The organism is Sinorhizobium fredii (genome assembly GCF_002944405.1).
In the GTDB taxonomy this organism is placed as follows: Bacteria; Pseudomonadota; Alphaproteobacteria; order Rhizobiales; family Rhizobiaceae; genus Sinorhizobium; species Sinorhizobium fredii_C.
This window is the reverse complement of record NZ_CP024307.1, coordinates 3,562,557-3,577,542: the sequence shown is the minus strand read 5'-3', so window position 1 is coordinate 3,577,542 and position 14,986 is coordinate 3,562,557. Positions and strand designations below refer to the sequence as shown.

General features: G+C 63.3%; 17 protein-coding genes and 1 riboswitch. All 17 genes read right to left on the bottom strand.

Features of this window, described 5'->3' with window-relative positions; genetic code table 11:
- Positions 1 to 2: 2 nt before the first annotated feature.
- Positions 3 to 1,382 (bottom strand): amidohydrolase, encoded by a 1,380-nt coding sequence (locus tag NXT3_RS17535; RefSeq protein WP_097540554.1) that lies wholly within the window; start codon positions 1,380 to 1,382, stop codon positions 3 to 5.
- A 1-nt stretch (position 1,383) separates the two neighbouring features.
- Complete coding sequence (locus NXT3_RS17530) at positions 1,384 to 2,043, bottom strand: glutathione S-transferase family protein (RefSeq protein ID WP_097527719.1); 660 nt, start codon at positions 2,041 to 2,043, stop codon at positions 1,384 to 1,386.
- Positions 2,040 to 2,867 (bottom strand): aromatic ring-hydroxylating oxygenase subunit alpha, encoded by an 828-nt coding sequence (locus tag NXT3_RS17525; RefSeq protein ID WP_104839768.1) that lies wholly within the window; start codon positions 2,865 to 2,867, stop codon positions 2,040 to 2,042. Before NXT3_RS17525 ends, NXT3_RS17530 begins: the two co-directional genes overlap by 4 nt.
- Before the next feature lie 11 nt (positions 2,868 to 2,878).
- Positions 2,879 to 3,532, bottom strand: coding sequence for a Rieske 2Fe-2S domain-containing protein (locus NXT3_RS17520; RefSeq protein WP_097527721.1), 654 nt, complete (start codon positions 3,530 to 3,532; stop codon positions 2,879 to 2,881).
- Positions 3,533 to 3,650: 118 nt separating this feature from the next.
- Entirely contained in the window at positions 3,651 to 3,971 is a 321-nt protein-coding gene (locus NXT3_RS17515) for an acylphosphatase (protein WP_097527722.1), read from the bottom strand.
- Between the two features lie 162 nt (positions 3,972 to 4,133).
- Positions 4,134 to 4,268 carry a hypothetical protein gene (locus NXT3_RS32955; protein ID WP_272939857.1) on the bottom strand — a complete coding sequence of 45 codons (135 nt, stop codon included), beginning with the start codon at positions 4,266 to 4,268 and terminating at the stop codon, positions 4,134 to 4,136.
- Positions 4,269 to 4,290: 22 nt separating this feature from the next.
- The gene (locus NXT3_RS17510; RefSeq protein ID WP_097527723.1) at positions 4,291 to 4,875 is read right to left on the bottom strand and encodes a HupE/UreJ family protein; all 585 of its coding nucleotides are present in this window, start codon (positions 4,873 to 4,875) and stop codon (positions 4,291 to 4,293) included.
- A gap of 24 nt (positions 4,876 to 4,899) precedes the next feature.
- On the bottom strand, positions 4,900 to 5,439 hold the full coding sequence (locus tag NXT3_RS17505) for a hypothetical protein (protein WP_104839767.1): 540 nt from the start codon (positions 5,437 to 5,439) through the stop codon (positions 4,900 to 4,902).
- A 10-nt stretch (positions 5,440 to 5,449) separates the two neighbouring features.
- On the bottom strand, positions 5,450 to 6,655 hold the full coding sequence (locus NXT3_RS17500; protein ID WP_097527725.1) for an agmatinase family protein: 1,206 nt from the start codon (positions 6,653 to 6,655) through the stop codon (positions 5,450 to 5,452).
- Positions 6,648 to 7,454 (bottom strand): ABC transporter ATP-binding protein, encoded by an 807-nt coding sequence (locus tag NXT3_RS17495; RefSeq protein WP_097527726.1) that lies wholly within the window; start codon positions 7,452 to 7,454, stop codon positions 6,648 to 6,650. The genes NXT3_RS17500 and NXT3_RS17495 overlap by 8 nt, the downstream gene beginning before the upstream one ends.
- On the bottom strand, positions 7,451 to 8,275 hold the full coding sequence (locus NXT3_RS17490) for an ABC transporter permease (protein WP_104839766.1): 825 nt from the start codon (positions 8,273 to 8,275) through the stop codon (positions 7,451 to 7,453). The genes NXT3_RS17495 and NXT3_RS17490 overlap by 4 nt, the downstream gene beginning before the upstream one ends.
- Before the next feature lie 83 nt (positions 8,276 to 8,358).
- Positions 8,359 to 9,441, bottom strand: a complete 1,083-nt coding sequence (locus NXT3_RS17485) for a putative urea ABC transporter substrate-binding protein (protein ID WP_097527728.1) — start codon at positions 9,439 to 9,441, stop codon at positions 8,359 to 8,361.
- Between the two features lie 93 nt (positions 9,442 to 9,534).
- A riboswitch (guanidine-I (ykkC/yxkD leader) is annotated at positions 9,535 to 9,643 on the bottom strand.
- 264 nt (positions 9,644 to 9,907) lie between these two features.
- On the bottom strand, positions 9,908 to 11,713 hold the full coding sequence (gene atzF, locus NXT3_RS17480) for an allophanate hydrolase (RefSeq protein WP_104839765.1): 1,806 nt from the start codon (positions 11,711 to 11,713) through the stop codon (positions 9,908 to 9,910).
- A 4-nt stretch (positions 11,714 to 11,717) separates the two neighbouring features.
- Positions 11,718 to 12,065: a cupin domain-containing protein gene (locus tag NXT3_RS17475; RefSeq protein ID WP_097527730.1), complete on the bottom strand. Its 348-nt coding sequence runs from the start codon at positions 12,063 to 12,065 to the stop codon at positions 11,718 to 11,720.
- On the bottom strand, positions 12,058 to 12,726 hold the full coding sequence (locus tag NXT3_RS17470; protein WP_097540549.1) for a cysteine hydrolase family protein: 669 nt from the start codon (positions 12,724 to 12,726) through the stop codon (positions 12,058 to 12,060). The genes NXT3_RS17475 and NXT3_RS17470 overlap by 8 nt, the downstream gene beginning before the upstream one ends.
- Positions 12,726 to 14,270, bottom strand: a complete 1,545-nt coding sequence (locus NXT3_RS17465; protein WP_097527732.1) for an ABC transporter ATP-binding protein — start codon at positions 14,268 to 14,270, stop codon at positions 12,726 to 12,728. The genes NXT3_RS17470 and NXT3_RS17465 overlap by 1 nt, the downstream gene beginning before the upstream one ends.
- Complete coding sequence (locus tag NXT3_RS17460) at positions 14,267 to 14,983, bottom strand: biuret amidohydrolase (protein ID WP_104839764.1); 717 nt, start codon at positions 14,981 to 14,983, stop codon at positions 14,267 to 14,269. The genes NXT3_RS17465 and NXT3_RS17460 overlap by 4 nt, the downstream gene beginning before the upstream one ends.
- Positions 14,984 to 14,986: the final 3 nt, after the last annotated feature.

The window sequence follows — 14,986 nt, the reverse complement described above, 5'->3', positions numbered from 1 at the left end:
TTCTAGAATTCCACCGTCGCGAGAGCGGCCTCGGCCTCGGCGAACAGCCGCGGCTCGTCGAGCCCGACGAATTCGCCCTTCGCCCAGACGATGCGGCCGTTGATCATTGTCATGTCAGTGGGCATGCCGATGCCGACCTTGGCAATCAGGCTCAGCGGATCATGCCGCGTGCCGACGTAGTCCATGCGCCGCGTGTCGATCGCAAAAAGATCGGCGGCCATGCCAGGAGCAAGGCGGCCGATGTCGCGGCGGCCGAGGAGGGCGGCGCCGCCGGTCGTCGCATAGCCGAGGAAATCCGCCGGGGGCGGCACGGGATGCGCGCGCGTCGATGCCGTCAGGCACTGCAGCATGTAGGCGGAGTGCACGCAGTGCATCAGGTTCGAGTTGTCGTTCGAGGCCGCGCCGTCGCAGCCGAGACCCACGCGCAGACCAAGGGCCGACATCGCCGGAATGTCGGTAATCTCGGCGCCGACCAGATAGACCGGCTCCGGGCAGTGCGAGACGCCGGTGCCGCTCGCCGCCATCGTCCGCAACTCGTCCTGGGTGAGTTCCCAGCAATGGGCATAGAAGGTGTCGGGACCGGCAAATCCGAGTTCCGCGCAGTAATCGACCGTCCGCATGCCGTGCCGGGCCTCAACGACCGGGCTCTCGCCTTCGCCCACATGCGTGTGCATCTGCACGCCGCGATCGCGCGCCAGTGCGACCGACTCCACGAAGGTCTCGCGGTAGCAATTGACGGGCTGGCAGGGCGCAACCACGAGCTGCCGCATGCTGAAGGGGCTGGCATCCTGGTAGGTGTCGATCAGCCGCGCGCAATCGGCGATGAACTCGTCCGTCGTTTCCAGCATGGCATCGGGGATCGTTGAGCCTTCGGATTTCGGCAGCGTGTTGCCGCCACGTCCGGCATGGAAACGCATGCCCAGAAGGTCGGCAGCCTCGAACTGACGGTCGATCAGCCGTTTGCCGGCGTGCCGCGGGAAGCAGTACTGGTGGTCGAAGGCCGTGGTGCAGCCGTGCTTGATCATCTCGGCCATCGCCGTAACCGAGGCGTGGTAGAAACAGTCCTCGTTGAGCCGCGAAAAGATCGGATAGATGCGGTCGAGCCATTCGATGACCGACAGCTTCGTCCAATCGAGATCCGCACGGTTGCGGACGAAACACTGGAAGAAGTGGTGGTGGGTGTTGACAAGCCCCGGATAAACGAACCAGCCGGCGGCGTCCTGCGTGATCGTCCCGGCCGGTAGCGGTCCTTTGTGAAGGTTTTCGCCGATTGCCTCTATCGCGGGGCCATTCGTCAAGAGATCCACGTTCCGGTGGACGCTCGGACCCTTGCCCTCGTCGACGATGACGGCCGCGCAGTTTTTGAGAAGGTAACCGGCCATGTCACACCTCGTCCGGTTCGACGAGGGGGTCGGGCTTCAGCTCGTGTAGCCGATGGATTCCGGGCATCTCGATGAAGTTGTCGAGGCCGCGGATCGCGCGGGACCATAGCCTTATAGCGGGGTAGGGGTCGAGCGGGATGCCGCCGTCCGGCGCGAGCACCACGTAGGGGAAGCATGCGATATCGGCAACCGTCGGCCGGTCGGAGGCGAGGAACCGCATGCCGCGCAGGCGCTGTTCGACCAGCCCCGCCTCCAGCTCGCGAAGCGCCGCTATGCCCTGCGCCTGGAGCGCGCCGATGTCGCCCGACCGCAGGAGCATTTGGTGAAGGCGCGCGCCGCCGAGGCTGGCGGTCAGCCGGTGTGCGAAGGAAAGCCACTGCTGGATACGCGCCACTTCCTCCGGTGCGCCGCTGCCGAGCCATTCCGGCGCGGCCTTGGCGGCAAGATAGGCGAGCATGGCGGCGGATTCAGTCAGGATCAGGTCACCCTCCTCGAGGATCGGGATGGATCCCGCCGGATTGAGCGACATGAGCTCGGTGCCGCGATGCTCGGCGCCGGGATGAAAGTCGACCGCTCTGATTTCCAGCTTCACGCCGGTCAGTGCCGCCATCAGGCGCACCTTGTAGCAGCTCGGTGAAAGGACGTAATCGTAGAGCTTCATTGCGCCACCAGCTGTGCGCCGTAGGTATAGTTGTGGCGTTTCAGCCAGCGCCTGTAGGCGACCGAGGTAAGGTCGGCTCTCGTGGGGATTTCCATTCCGGGATCGAGCGGCAGGAGCCGGGGGATCTGGTTTTCGAGGATCGACCGGTCCTGCAGGAAGATCGTCTGCTGGAAGTGGATGAGGTCGGTCATCGGTGTGACATCGTCGAAGAGCGCCATCCACGGCCAGACGTCGCACAGGTCTTCGGCGAGCGGCTGGACGAAGAGGGTGATGACGTCCCATTCCCCGGGGCGGACCGGACAGGTCTTGTAGAGAACGGAGCAGGTCGGTGCCGGCACGCGGTACATGTATTCCGTCGTGATGCCGCCGCTTGCCGATTTGGCAGCCTGCGGCTGGTAGAATTTCACCTGTGTTGCCCAGACCTCATCCTCGTGCTGCCGGATTTCGACCTTGTAGTCCTGCACTTCCGTGTGCGGCTCTGCGCCCAGGATGTCGGTATGCACAAAGGGGAAATGCGCGATGTCGAGGAAGTTCTCGACCGCCCGCAGCGGCGAGCAGCGCACGCGGACCACGCCGACATCGACGAGCCGGCGGCCGGGCTGGTCAGCCTCGGGAATCGCGAAAAGATCCTTCCGAGGCTTGCCGAGAGAGGACCAGACATGGCCGTAGCGGACGCAAACGGGAAGAGTCCGCCCATCGCCGGACGTCACCCTCGCGTGGCCCTCGGCTCGTACCACCTCGATGGGCTCTCCCATCAGGGCGGTCCTGCGTCCGTTCACGTCGAGCTGGCTGAAAAGGCCGACCGGATACCACTCGTCGATCATCGTGTCCTGGATTATGGCGCGGTCCCTTTCGTCTGAAGATCTTCGGCTATCCGCCGCAAGGTCTCAACGGCGCGTGACGCAGCGATGCGCTGGGGCGGAGTGCTTTTATTGTCCAACAGAACATGGATCAGCGTCTGTTCGTCTCCCTGCGGGACGAGCAGCAGCCGGATTTTCTGCGTATCCTGCGCTTGCCAGACAAGGCCGTCGGCACCCGCCTTTGCGCCGGCCGCGGCCTCGACCGCCGCAACACCGGCATGTGCTGTCAGTGAGCGCAGGGGAATGACGCCTTCAAGCCGCGGGGGCTGAGCGGTGGGTACTCCCACGGCAACCCAGATGACCCCGCCGGACTCTTCAACCTCATGCATTTCTACACGTATTGTTTCCGGCGGCGTGAGACCCGGATGGGCCGGGATACGCAAGCAGTTTCCGGTCCGGGCGTAACTCCAACCGTGATAGATGCAGGAAAGGGCCTCGCCACGCACGAAGCCATGGGAAAGGCGCATGCCGCGATGGGGACACCGGTCCGCCGAGGCGGCGGCGCGGCCCGACTGACTTCGCCAGAGGGCGATCGACCCGGCTGGTGTCCGTGCGGGCATCACGGTTCCCGCTGGCAAATCCGCGGAAAGGGCAACTGGTGTCCAAGAGCCCGTCTTGCCGGACAGCATGAATATACTTTCCAAATAATACCAACACCTTAGCCTAGCGAAGAACCCGAAGCCGACGGGATGACTTGCGGCTCAGTGTTGCCACGCTTGCATAAGTTTTCTGCATTTGCAACTTTGATTAAATAAGCGGCAGATATAGCTGTGGACGGTCAAGAGTCCGGTCGCGGCCCTGGTCGCCACCGCCGTCAACCGGTGTGCGGTGTATCGTCTCGACCCGGACGTCGAAGGGCCCGAGCGAACATCCGATCTCCATCATGTCGATCAGATCCACCGGTCCGGCGACCTCGAGTTCGATCCGGTTGGGACTGGTATGGGAGATGGACTGCGAGAGCCCGAGCTTGGCGGCATGGCGCCAGATCCAGGGGACGAAGGAGACGGCGTCAAGATCGCCAAGGATGGTCATCCGCTCCCGGGAGTGGCTCTGATGTCGCTCCGTCATAAGGCCTCGCGCTTGGTATATTGGCTTACAGCATAGCGCCTGAATGAACTTGCGAAAGGGTAATCGACGAACGGATAAGGCTTCACGGCGATGCAGAGAGTGTGCCCCCCGCCCTGAAAGTAATCCGTGCCCAGCTCTGCGTGACGTTTACGCACCGCGCTTTCAAGGCTCCTTCCGCGTGTTGGATGTGCGCCGAAGCAAGGCGCGGTCCAAGGCCTTAAGACCAGCAAAGCGGAAAGCCATGCCCGCGAAGACGAGCTTTCGCCAGTAAATCAAGATATTGGTAATGGCACGCATATCCATCTCCTCACGCGAAGCGTCACGCAATGAAGGCCAAGCCAATACCGGCGCCTATGATCCCCGTGCCGATGATGCGAAGCGCCGGCATGGGGCCGGTGCCGTGTCGGGCAAGTGCATGGCAGGCGGCGATGCCGGTGATGTGGAGGATCACCGTGCCGCCGGCGAAGCCGAGGATATGGCCGAGCGGCGCAGCGGCCGGACCCTCTGTCCCATGGGCAAAGCCATGGAAAAAGCCGAAGGTGGCGGCGCCGGTGACAGCGAGCGCAACAGGCATGTTCGCGTTGGCGATCAACGCCGCGCCCAAGAGGACGACGGAGGTGATGATCGCCGTTTCGACGAGCGGGACCGTACCGCCGGTCAGGGCATACACCGCGCCCGAAACCATGGCCGAGACGAAGGCGAGCGGCAGCCGCCAGAGCGCTGAGCCGCCGAGCCGTGCGGCAATCATCCCGACGGCGACCATGGCGAGCAGGTGGTCAAGACCCGAAAATGGGTGGAGGAAGCCGCTTTCGACACCGTAGAAATGATCGCCGGTATGAGCCAAAGCCTGGCAGGGCAGAGTGGCGAGAAGGGCGGCGAGCGCGGTGAGAATCCTGAAGTTCATGGCCTTGCCTTTCTAAAGCGAAATTCACTCGGTCGGTTCGATGTCGAAATGCGAGGCGTCGGTCCGGTCTTTGAGTTTGCGCGCCTCTGTGAAGTGCAACCGAACGACCGCCTGGCCGTCGTGATAGAGGAAGCTGAGGTCTTGGCGGCGCGAGGTCATGCGCGCCGGCAGCACGTCGTAGCGCACGGCATTGCCGCCGAGGAGCGGCACGACCGCGCCGACATCGGTGCGATCCGCGGCCTCGACGCGCAGCAGGTGCAGGAGTTTCCCCGAAGCGTCGAGCCCAACGAAGGGGATGTCCGCAAGCCTGAGGAAGCTCGTCGGATCGCTCGCACGGGCGAAGTTCTCTACGAAACTTGCCTCCACGAGATCGAGATCGCGTTCGCGCGGCGGCGAAATGTCCTCACTTTCCGGGCGGTGCGGCACCTGCCATTGCGCGGTGCCGCGCTGCCGATTGTGGCCGGGCCCCGCATGACGATGGCCGTGGTGGTGATGATCGTGACCATGCTCATGGTCGTGATCGTGATGGTGGTGGTCGTCATGATGGTGCTGTCCACCGTGCATAGCTGTCTCCTTAGAAGCTCACCGGCTTGTCGATCAGGTGCTTATGGGAGCCGAGTTTGCCATGTGCCAGCATCGACCCCAGCGCCTCCACCACTACTCGGACGCCGAAGAGCGCCGTGATGTCCGAAGTGTCGTAGGGCGGGCTGACCTCGACGACCTCTAGACCGCAGAGGCCCTCTGCCGCGACCAGCCCAAGGATCTTCAGCGCTTCACGCGGCAGGAATCCGCCCGGTTCCGGCCACCCGGTGCCAGGCACGAAGCCGCAATCGATGCTGTCGACGTCGAAGGAGATGTAGACGGCGTCGGCGTCTTTCCAGGCGAGTTCGAGCGCGATCTCCGCGGTCTTCTCCGGTCCGAGCTTTTCGATGTCGTCGATCGTCAGCACATTCGTGCCGCGCTCGCGCGCCACCTTCACCCCATCGCGGGGTACCTGCCAGCCGCCGATACCGAGCTGGACAAGGTTCTTCGGCGAGACATTCGGCAGATTGGTCGCCCAGTACCAGGGCGTCGTATGCATGCGCTCGTCGAGATCCTTTTCCTGGATGTCGATATGCCGGTCGAAATGGATGATGCCGATGCGTTTCGAGGTGCATTCAGCAATGCCGCGCACGCAGGGAAAGCCGATCGAATGGTCGCCGCCGAGCATGATCGGCAGCGCGCCGGAGGAAAAGACATGGGCGACGCCGCGGGTGATCTGGTCGAAGCTTTTTTCGAGATTGGCCGGAATGGTGAAGACGTCGCCGGCATCGCAGAGCGTCATCTGCTCGCGCAGGTCGACGCCCATCTCGTAGTTGTAGGGCGTATAGAGTGCGGAGATGCGGCGGATGCCCTGAGGTCCGAAGCGCGTGCCGGGACGATAGGTGGTGCCGCTGTCGAAGGGAATGCCGAGCACGGCGGCGTCATACTTGCCGACGTCACGGACATTCTCGACATAGGGCGCCTTCAGGAACGTATTGATCCCGGCAAAATGCGGCAGCTCGCCTCGCGCAAACGTCGGGATCGACTTGTCCGTCAGGCTTTCAGAGCCCGGCAAGCCCATGTCGAGCGCCCATTTCTTTTCCCGTCCCCAGCCCTTGCCGGAAAGCGTCGCCTCCGCCTCGAGCGCCTTCCATCCCTGGCTGTCGAGGATGTTGAAATCCGGGTGGTGGCGGCGCTCGCGAACTGGCGTCGCTATTGGGCCAGCGCAGCGGGACTGGCGGCTTGGGGGTTCACGCATCGGGCATGCTCCTTTTTGTTTCCTGGAATGTCGTGTTGGCTTCGATCGGCCGCGAAAAGCCGAGGATCGGGACGGGGCCGTCGCGGCTCAAATCGAGGTCGTAGATGATGCGGGCGCCGTAGCGCTCCGGCGCTTGCGGATCGATGCGCGGCTTGTCGAAGGCAAGCACTCGCGTGCCGAGGCCGAAGGCTTCCTTGAGATCGTGGGTGACCATGATCACGGTCATGCCGCGCTCTCGCCAAAGCGGCTTGATCAGCGCGTGCATCTGCGCCCGCGTGCCGGGGTCGAGCGCGCCGAAGGGCTCGTCGAGCAGCAGAACCTTCGGCTCCCTGGCGAGCGCCTGGGCGATCGCCAGCCGCTGCTGCTGCCCGCCCGAAAGTGTACTTGGATACTTCCGAGCGTGCTCGCTGAGGCCAACGCCCTCAAGAAGCGCTTCCGCCCTCTCGGTGGCCGCCTTTCGCTTCGCTCCAAACAGCTTGGCCATGAACAGGCTTTCGGCGAATTCGAAGGCCATCAGGACGTTCTGCAGAACGCTCAGGTGCGGAAAAACCGAATAGCGCTGGAAGACCACGCCGCGGTCCGGACCCGGTTCGCCCGGCAGCGCCGCTCCATCGAGCGTGATGACGCCGCGCGTCGGCCGTTCCTGTCCGAGAATCATCCGGAGAAAGGTGGATTTGCCACAGCCCGAGGGGCCGACGACCGAGACGAAGGCCCCGGAGGCGATGTCGACAGAGATGCTTTCGAGCACGATCTGGTCGCCATATTCCATCCAGACATTGTGGACGCGGATCTCGCTCATCGACGCGTCTCCCGGACATAGGCCCAGGGGAAGGCGCGCCGGGAGAGACGCGCCAGCAGCCAGTCGAGAAAATAGGCGATGAGGGTGATCCAGGCGACGTAGGGCAGGATCACGTCCATGGCTAGATAGCGCCGGACGAGGAAGATACGATAGCCGAGGCCGCTCTCGGCGGCGATCGCTTCCGCCGAGATGAGGAAGAGGAAGGCCGAACCGAGTGATAGCCTGAGGGCCTCGATGAGCCGCGGCATCGCTTGAGGCAGTGCTACGCGCAGCATCAGTTGCCAGGTGGATGCGCCAAGCGTCTGCGCCTTGACGATCTGCTCGCTCGGGATGGCGGCGACGGTCATGGCGAGGTCGCGAACGAGGAACGGTGCGATGCCGATTACGATCAGCACGACCTTGGAGAGTTCACCAAGACCGAAGACGATGAAGAGCACCGGCAGGATCGCCATCGGCGGGATCATCGACACGACGGCGACGAGCGGCGACAGCCCGGCGCTTGCCACCGGAAGCAACCCGAGCGTCAGCCCGAGCACCAAGCCGATAGCGGCAGCCGCACCGAGGCCGATGAACAGTCGCTGGAGGCTCGCCGTGGTATCCGACCAGAGGGTTAAATGTCCCGACCGGCGGTCGGGCTCGGTCGCCAGCCGGTCCATGCTTGTCGCCATTTCGGTGATCGGCGGCAGCAGCTTGTCGCCCGGATTTGCTGCCCGCCGTTCGGCCGAGACGACGACATAGAGGCAGGCGATTAGCAGGAAGGGCAGGAGGGCAAGCAGGATCCGCGTTCCCGATCCCGGAACGACATTGATGGCGCGTCGCATGAGTCTTCCCATCTTCTGGAGAACATCTCGGGCCGAAGGCGACAGGGCAGGGGGCAAGCGCCAGTCCGTGCCCTGCAGCGGCGTCAGAGGGAGCCTTCGGCAGCGAGCTTCATGTAACTGGCGTCGAAGCGCAGCTTCACGTTGTCGGTCGAGCCGAGAACCTGCCCGCCCGGGAACGCGATGCCGACGGCGTCCTTGTCCGCGGCGCCGGCGCCGAGCAGGCCATGGTCGAAGGAGAAGGTCCTGACGAGGTCCATCGTCTTGATGAGGTCCTCGCTCTCGGTGAAGGCGACCGCCTCCTGAGGTGTCGCGAACAGCTTGGTCGCCGCAAGCTGGGTCTCGAAGCCGGCAAGGTCGGTGCCGGACATCACGCCCATCGCGGCGCGTGCGGTCTTGCCCTTCTCGCCCGGGTCCGTCAGGACCGACATCGTCTCGTACCAGATGCCGGCGAGGGCCTTGCCGAAGTCGGCGTTGTCCTTGAGCACCTCGGTGTTGACCATCAGCGTGTCGATGATCTCGCCGGGGATCTGCATAGAATCGAACAGCGCTGCGGAGCCGGGTTCGGCCATGACCTCGGCGAGCAGCGGGTTCCAGGTTACCACCGTCGAGGTATCCGGCGACTTGAAGGCGGCGACTATGTCGGCGTCGGAGGTGTTGATGATCGTCACGTCCTTTTCGGAAAGCCCGGCCGCTTCGAGAGCGCGCGCAAGCAGGTAGTGCGAGACCGACAGTTCGACGAGATTGATGCTCTCACCCTTGAGATCGGCGGGCGTCTTCGCGGTCTTGGAGACAATGCCGTCATTGCCGTTGGAGAAATCGCCGATGATCAGGATCGTCGTGTCGATGCCGCCGGCGGCAGGAATGGTCAAGCCATCCATGTTCGTGGCCGTCACGCCGTCGAAGCCGCCGGCGGTGTACTGGTTGATCGACTCGACGTAGTCGTTGACCTGCTTGACGTTGATGGTGATGCCGTATTTGTCGGCCCATTTCTTCACGATCCCGGCATCCGCCGCGTAGGGCCATGGCATCCAGCCGACATAGATCGTCCAGGCGATATTGAATTCCTTCTTGGGCTGCGCCTGCGTCCCGCCCGCGAGTAGCGCGAGAGAGAGGCCGAGAGCGGCCGAGAGGGCACGAAAACCGAATCTGCCATTTCCGAAACGCATCGTCTGTTCCCCTTGTTCGACTTGGGGCTCAAGCTGCGCTCATTTTCGGAAATCACGAGGCGGGATTCCCAAAGCAACGACATCGCCGCATGAGCCTCCCGGGCTTTTATCCCGCCGTGGACCCGGTGGATGTCTCCCCACCGGAGGTTTCTCTCGGTCCAGTCATGTCTGTTTCGGCATCGGAACCCTAGAAACATGTCCAGTATAGTTCCATCCATCCTAAAGTAAAGAGGAAGTTTTGCCAAATTAATGCCTTTAATTTGCGCGTCAACTGCTTACAAATTGAGCAAATCGACCAATATTTATTACGAGAACATTTGGGGCGAACTTGTCGTCTCGGCTTTCGTGCGTTGAGACGTGGTCACGAGCCGCGAGTTCGGCGGGGGTCTCCCGAAAGTTATCTTGAGCAGAATCGAGGTTCAAGGCCGCTCTCCCTTACTACTCGCCCATCAGCACGGGGAAAGCTTCAAGACGCCAAGCTGGCGATGTAGGCACGCCATCCGCCATAGCGGCTGATGTCTGCAGCTCCGGCAAGGCCGGCGGGCTCGACTAAAAAGCCCTTGCAGGCCGTTCCGTCGGCAAGCTGGACGGTGCCAATCGCAAGTGGCGATGGAATTGCTGCGACGAAGCGGCCGAACGCTTCTGCCCCCAGCTTCCAGACCTCAACCTCAATCAGGGCACCTCTACTCTCCTGACAACGCACGAGGCCGGGCTTCGCGGGCTCGGTGCCCGAAAGAGCATAAAGCCTGTAGCATTTGGCCGTCAGCGCCCGCCGGGAAAATCTGGCGCCCAGGTCTCGCAACTGGCCGTTCAAGGGCATGCCGGAAAGATGCGCGCCGACGACAACCAGTTCTGTCAGATCGTCCTCGTCGGTTTCGGCTGGAAGATAGTTCGCCGGCTGCGGCCATCCCGTGGCGCCGAGCGGCAGGGAGCTAAGGCGATGCAGTTCGGCAGCGAGCGACGCGGTCAGGTGATCCTTGCCGGCAGGCGCGAGCAAGGTGACGCTCGCCGGTCGACCGTCGGATCTGAGACCGGTCGGCACTGCCATGCCGCACATGTCCAGGAGGTTGACGAAATTGGTATAGGTGCCGAGCCGCGCGTTTTCACGGATCGGTTCTGCTTCGACCCCCGTACGTGTGAAATGCGTCGGCGCTGTCGGAACGCAGATCATGTCGACGGAGGCGATGAGCGGCGCGACCTTTCGTTTCAGCGCCTGCAAAGCATAGAGACCCTCGAAGGCATCCGCCGCCGATAGTGCCTTGGCAGCGCCATAGATCTTTCGCGTCACAGGGTGGAAGCTCGGCTCGTTCGCATTGAAGAAGTCCTTGACCGCCGCATAGCGTTCGGCCACCCAGGCACCCTCGTAGAGAAGCGCGGCCGTGGCATAGAAATCGGCAAAGGGGAGTTCGACGGTCTGATGCCCCACTGAGCGCAGTGTTTCAAGCGCCGCATCATAGGCGCTCTCCATGAGTGCATCGCCGAAGAAGCGTCGGTCCGCCATTGTCGGAACGCCGATTTTGAGGACTGGTGGCGAGGAGAGACCGCCCCTCGGCGCAATGTCCCGGGAATAGCAGTCGGTCGCATCGGGTCGCGCGGCGACTTGGAAAACTCGATAGGCGTCCGCGACGGCCAAGGCGAAGATCGAAACGCAGTCGAGAGTACGGCAGGCCGGCACGACGCCCGTGGTCGACAGGACACCGATACTCGGCTTGAGGCCGACAATATTGTTAAGTCCGGCCGGGATGCGCCCCGAGCCGGCCGTGTCGGTGCCGAGCGCGAAGCTGACGATACCGTGGGCAGTCGCCACCGCCGATCCGGAGCTCGATCCGCCGGGCACGAGCCCTGGATCGATGGCGTTGCGCGGCACCGGATAAGGGGTCCGCACGCCAACGAGACCGGTCGCGAACTGGTCGAGATTGGTCTTGCCGATGACGAGGGCGCCGGCCTCGCGCAGCAGCCGCACAACGGTGGCGTCCCTTTCGGCCAAGTAAGAATAATCCGGGCAGGCGGCCGTCGTCGGCATGCCTGCCACGTCGATATTGTCCTTGACGGCGAAGGGAATGCCCCACAACGGTTTGGCGACAGGATCGAATGCGCCGAGAGCGGTGGCCTCATCGAGGAGTTCGCTGCGATCGGCGAGATATAGAAAGATGCCGGGATCGTCGACGGCCACGATGCGCGCGAAAACACTCTCGATCGTCTCGGCCACGCCCCAACCCGACCGATAGGCGGCGTGAAGAGAAGCAATGTCGAAAGCCTGTCCGTCTGTCATAGTTTCACTTTCCTTGAAGCATTGTTACCGGCCGATCCCATTGAATCAGCACGGCACAGCCGGTATCGCTCCAGACGGAATGTTCCGTGCCGGCGGCATTGACGATGTAGGTTCCGGCCCCATAGTCGCCGCTTTCGTCGGACTGCGTGCCGGTAAGCACCAGGATCGTCTCCAGGCCCTCATGCCGGTGACGCGGCACGGAAGCGCCGACCTCGTAGCGGAGCAGGGCCACGGCCGGCTGGTCGCCTTCGAAGTGCTTGATCCAGTGAATCATAACGCCGTCGCGGAACGGCTCGAATTCGAGTTCGCGCCAGCTTCCCTGGGTCAGGCTCTCGCGTGTCGTTTCAGGCATGGGCAACCCCCTTGAGCACATCCGCAAGGTGCGCCGTCCACCCAACGATGGCGCCCTGGGCGCGGATCATCGCCATGGTTGCGGCCCTGAACTCGGGGAAGTAGCTTTCCGTCGCCTCCTCGACGAGCAGGCACTCGTAGCCGCGGTCGTTTGCCTCGCGCATGGTCGTCTGCACGCAGACTTCCGTCGTGACACCGGCGAAGACGAGCTGGGCGATACGCCGCTCCTTGAGGATGTCGTCGAGCGGAGTTGCATGGAAGGCGCCCTTGCCAGGCTTTTCGATGACCGTCTCCCCATCGATGGGCGCAAGCTCCGGCAGGATCGCGGTGCCCGGTTCGCCAGCGATCAGGATGCGTCCCATCGGACCCTCGTCGCCGATCCTCAAGCGCGGGCTGCCGCGCTCGCGCTTGGCACGCGGCAGATCGGAAAGGTCGGGATGGTGACATTCCATGGTGTGGATCACGGGCAGGCCGGCGGCGCGAAAGCCCTCGATCAATCGCTTGACGTCGGGCACGATCTTCATCAGCTGCGAGACGTCATTGCCGAGGCTGGCGCCGAAGCCGCCTTCCTCCATGAAGTCTCGCTGCATATCGATTACGACAAGGGCGACGGCCTTTCGGTTGAACCGGAACGGAAAAGGTTCTGCCTTGATCTCCTCCATCAGTGGTGCCCCGCCATGTGCGCGCCGATGATGGCGACGTCCGCCTCGCGGATCGGCGTCTCGTAGACGAGCTTGCCGTCCGACATGACGATGATCCGGTCCGACATTTCCATCAATTCATCGAGATCCTCGGACATCAGCAGCACCGCAGTGCCGGCATTGCGGGCCTTCATGATACGGGTGCGGATTTCCGCGACCGCTGAGAAGTCCAGGCCGAAACAGGGATTCGACACGATCAGGAGATCGACCTCGCCCGACAGTTCGCGCGCCAGCACGGCTCGCTGGACATTTCCGCCCGAAAGGGCTGCAATCGGCGAGGCGGGTGAGGCGGTCTTCACCTTGAATTCGGAAATCAGCGCCGTCGCCCGCTTCTTCATGCCGCGTGCGTCGAGCCAGATCGCGTCGCTGCCGTTCTTTGCAAGGTCGAAGGTGCGGAAGGCGAGGTTCTCCGTCACCGTCATCTTCTGGGCGCAGGCATTGTTGAGCGGCTCTTCCGGGATGAAGCGGACGTTGTTTGCCCTGGTCTCGAGCCGCGTTGCGCCGTAGCGCTTTCCCTTGACGATGACCGCCCCCTCGGCCGTGCGCTGGCCGGCGAGAACCTCGGAGAGCTCCTTCTGCCCATTGCCGGAAATTCCCGCGATACCGACGATCTCCCCGGAGCGAACGACCAGATCATCGATCTCGATCGGCTTCAGGCCGGTCCGGTCCGGTGCCTTGACCTTCTTGACCGCGAGCACCGGAGCGGCGTCCGGGGAAACGGGCAGGCGCGTGTCCAGTTCGGCGAGCTTGACGTCACCGATCATCATCCCCGCCATATCCGCGGTGGAGAGCTCGGATACCCTGCCGGTGCCTGAAAGTCTACCGCGTCGGAGTACGGACACCGCGTCGGCGAACTTCGTCACCTCGTGGAACTTGTGGGAAATCATCAGGACCGTCAGCTCACCGCGCTCGGTCATGCCGCGCACGAGGCCCAGCATGTCGTCGGCCTCCGCCGGAGTGAGAACAGAGGTCGGCTCATCGAGCACCAGGAACCGGCGCCCGAGATAGAGCTGCTTGATGATCTCGAGCTTCTGCTTCTCGCCGGCGGCGAGTTCGCTCACTGGACGGTCGAGCGGGATGTCGAAGGGCATCGTCTCCATGAAGGCGGAGAGCTTTTTCTTCTCCTTCGACCAGTTGATGATCGCCGGCACCTGCGCGCGGCTGATTGCCAGATTCTCCGCCCCTGTCAGCGACGGGACCAGCGTGAAATGCTGATAGACCATGCCCAGGCCGTGAGCCGCCGCGTCGCGAGGCGAGGCGATCGCCACTTCGAGGTCATCGACCTGTAATTGTCCGGAGGTCGGGTGATAGAAGCCCATGATGCACTTGACGAGCGTTGACTTGCCGGCACCGTTTTCGCCGAGAAGCGCATGGAAGGTGCCGGCCGGCACCTTGATCGACACGTGGTCGAGCGCGGTGAAGGAGCCGAAGCGCATCGTCATCTCGACGGTCTCGATGCCGACGGCGGGCACAGCCTTTGGGGCATGGATTTCGCCGATGATCATGGCAGTTGGCTCACGAGTGTTGCGGAGTTGGAGACGGAGCCGAAGACGCCGCCCTGCATCTTCACCATCCTGATCGCGGCAAGATGGTTGCCGTAGTCGGTCGCCCCGCAGCAATCCTCGAGCAGCAGGCATTCGAAACCGCGGTCATTCGCCTCCCGCATTGTCGTGTGCACGCAGACATCGGTAGTGATGCCCGTCAGGATGATGTTCCCGATGCGCTTCTGATTGAGGATCAGCTCGAGGTCGGTGGCGCAGAAGGAGCCCTTGCCCGGCTTGTCGATGATCGTTTCGCCCTCGATCGGCTTCAGCTCGTCGATGATCTCCCAGCCCGGTTCGCCGCGGACCAGGATGCGCCCGCATGGGCCGGCATCGCCGATCCCTGCCTTGATGCGGTGGGAACGCCAGCGCTTGTTGGCGGGAAGGTCGGCCAGATCCGGCCGGTGGCCCTCGCGCGTGTGGATGATGTGGTAACCCTTTGCCCGCATCGCCGCGAGCACGGTCTTGATCGGCTCGATCGGCGCGCGCACCAACGAGAGGTCGTAGCCCATGTGGTCTACATAGCCGCCGGGACCGCAGAAATCGGTCTGCATGTCGATGACGATCAGCGCCGTGTTCTCAGGCCGGAGATCGCCGTTATAGGGCCAGGGATAGGGATCGGCATCGATATGGCTGAGCTTCTGGCTCGTGACCGGCAGGGGGGCGAGGCTGTTCATGAC

Bases quoted from the DNA above. Each gene is read 5' to 3' on its own strand.
- NXT3_RS17535 (WP_097540554.1), bottom strand. From the start codon at position 1,382: ATGGCCGGTTACCTTCTCAAAAACTGCGCGGCCGTCATCGTCGACGAG.
- NXT3_RS17530 (WP_097527719.1), bottom strand. From the start codon at position 2,043: ATGAAGCTCTACGATTACGTCCTTTCACCGAGCTGCTACAAGGTGCGC.
- NXT3_RS17525 (WP_104839768.1), bottom strand. From the start codon at position 2,867: ATGATCGACGAGTGGTATCCGGTCGGCCTTTTCAGCCAGCTCGACGTG.
- NXT3_RS17520 (WP_097527721.1), bottom strand. From the start codon at position 3,532: ATGCTGTCCGGCAAGACGGGCTCTTGGACACCAGTTGCCCTTTCCGCG.
- NXT3_RS17515 (WP_097527722.1), bottom strand. From the start codon at position 3,971: ATGACGGAGCGACATCAGAGCCACTCCCGGGAGCGGATGACCATCCTT.
- NXT3_RS32955 (WP_272939857.1), bottom strand. From the start codon at position 4,268: ATGCGTGCCATTACCAATATCTTGATTTACTGGCGAAAGCTCGTCTTC.
- NXT3_RS17510 (WP_097527723.1), bottom strand. From the start codon at position 4,875: ATGAACTTCAGGATTCTCACCGCGCTCGCCGCCCTTCTCGCCACTCTG.
- NXT3_RS17505 (WP_104839767.1), bottom strand. From the start codon at position 5,439: ATGCACGGTGGACAGCACCATCATGACGACCACCACCATCACGATCAC.
- NXT3_RS17500 (WP_097527725.1), bottom strand. From the start codon at position 6,655: ATGCGTGAACCCCCAAGCCGCCAGTCCCGCTGCGCTGGCCCAATAGCG.
- NXT3_RS17495 (WP_097527726.1), bottom strand. From the start codon at position 7,454: ATGAGCGAGATCCGCGTCCACAATGTCTGGATGGAATATGGCGACCAG.
- NXT3_RS17490 (WP_104839766.1), bottom strand. From the start codon at position 8,275: ATGCGACGCGCCATCAATGTCGTTCCGGGATCGGGAACGCGGATCCTG.
- NXT3_RS17485 (WP_097527728.1), bottom strand. From the start codon at position 9,441: ATGCGTTTCGGAAATGGCAGATTCGGTTTTCGTGCCCTCTCGGCCGCT.
- atzF (WP_104839765.1), bottom strand. From the start codon at position 11,713: ATGACAGACGGACAGGCTTTCGACATTGCTTCTCTTCACGCCGCCTAT.
- NXT3_RS17475 (WP_097527730.1), bottom strand. From the start codon at position 12,065: ATGCCTGAAACGACACGCGAGAGCCTGACCCAGGGAAGCTGGCGCGAA.
- NXT3_RS17470 (WP_097540549.1), bottom strand. From the start codon at position 12,726: ATGGAGGAGATCAAGGCAGAACCTTTTCCGTTCCGGTTCAACCGAAAG.
- NXT3_RS17465 (WP_097527732.1), bottom strand. From the start codon at position 14,270: ATGATCATCGGCGAAATCCATGCCCCAAAGGCTGTGCCCGCCGTCGGC.
- NXT3_RS17460 (WP_104839764.1), bottom strand. From the start codon at position 14,983: ATGAACAGCCTCGCCCCCCTGCCGGTCACGAGCCAGAAGCTCAGCCAT.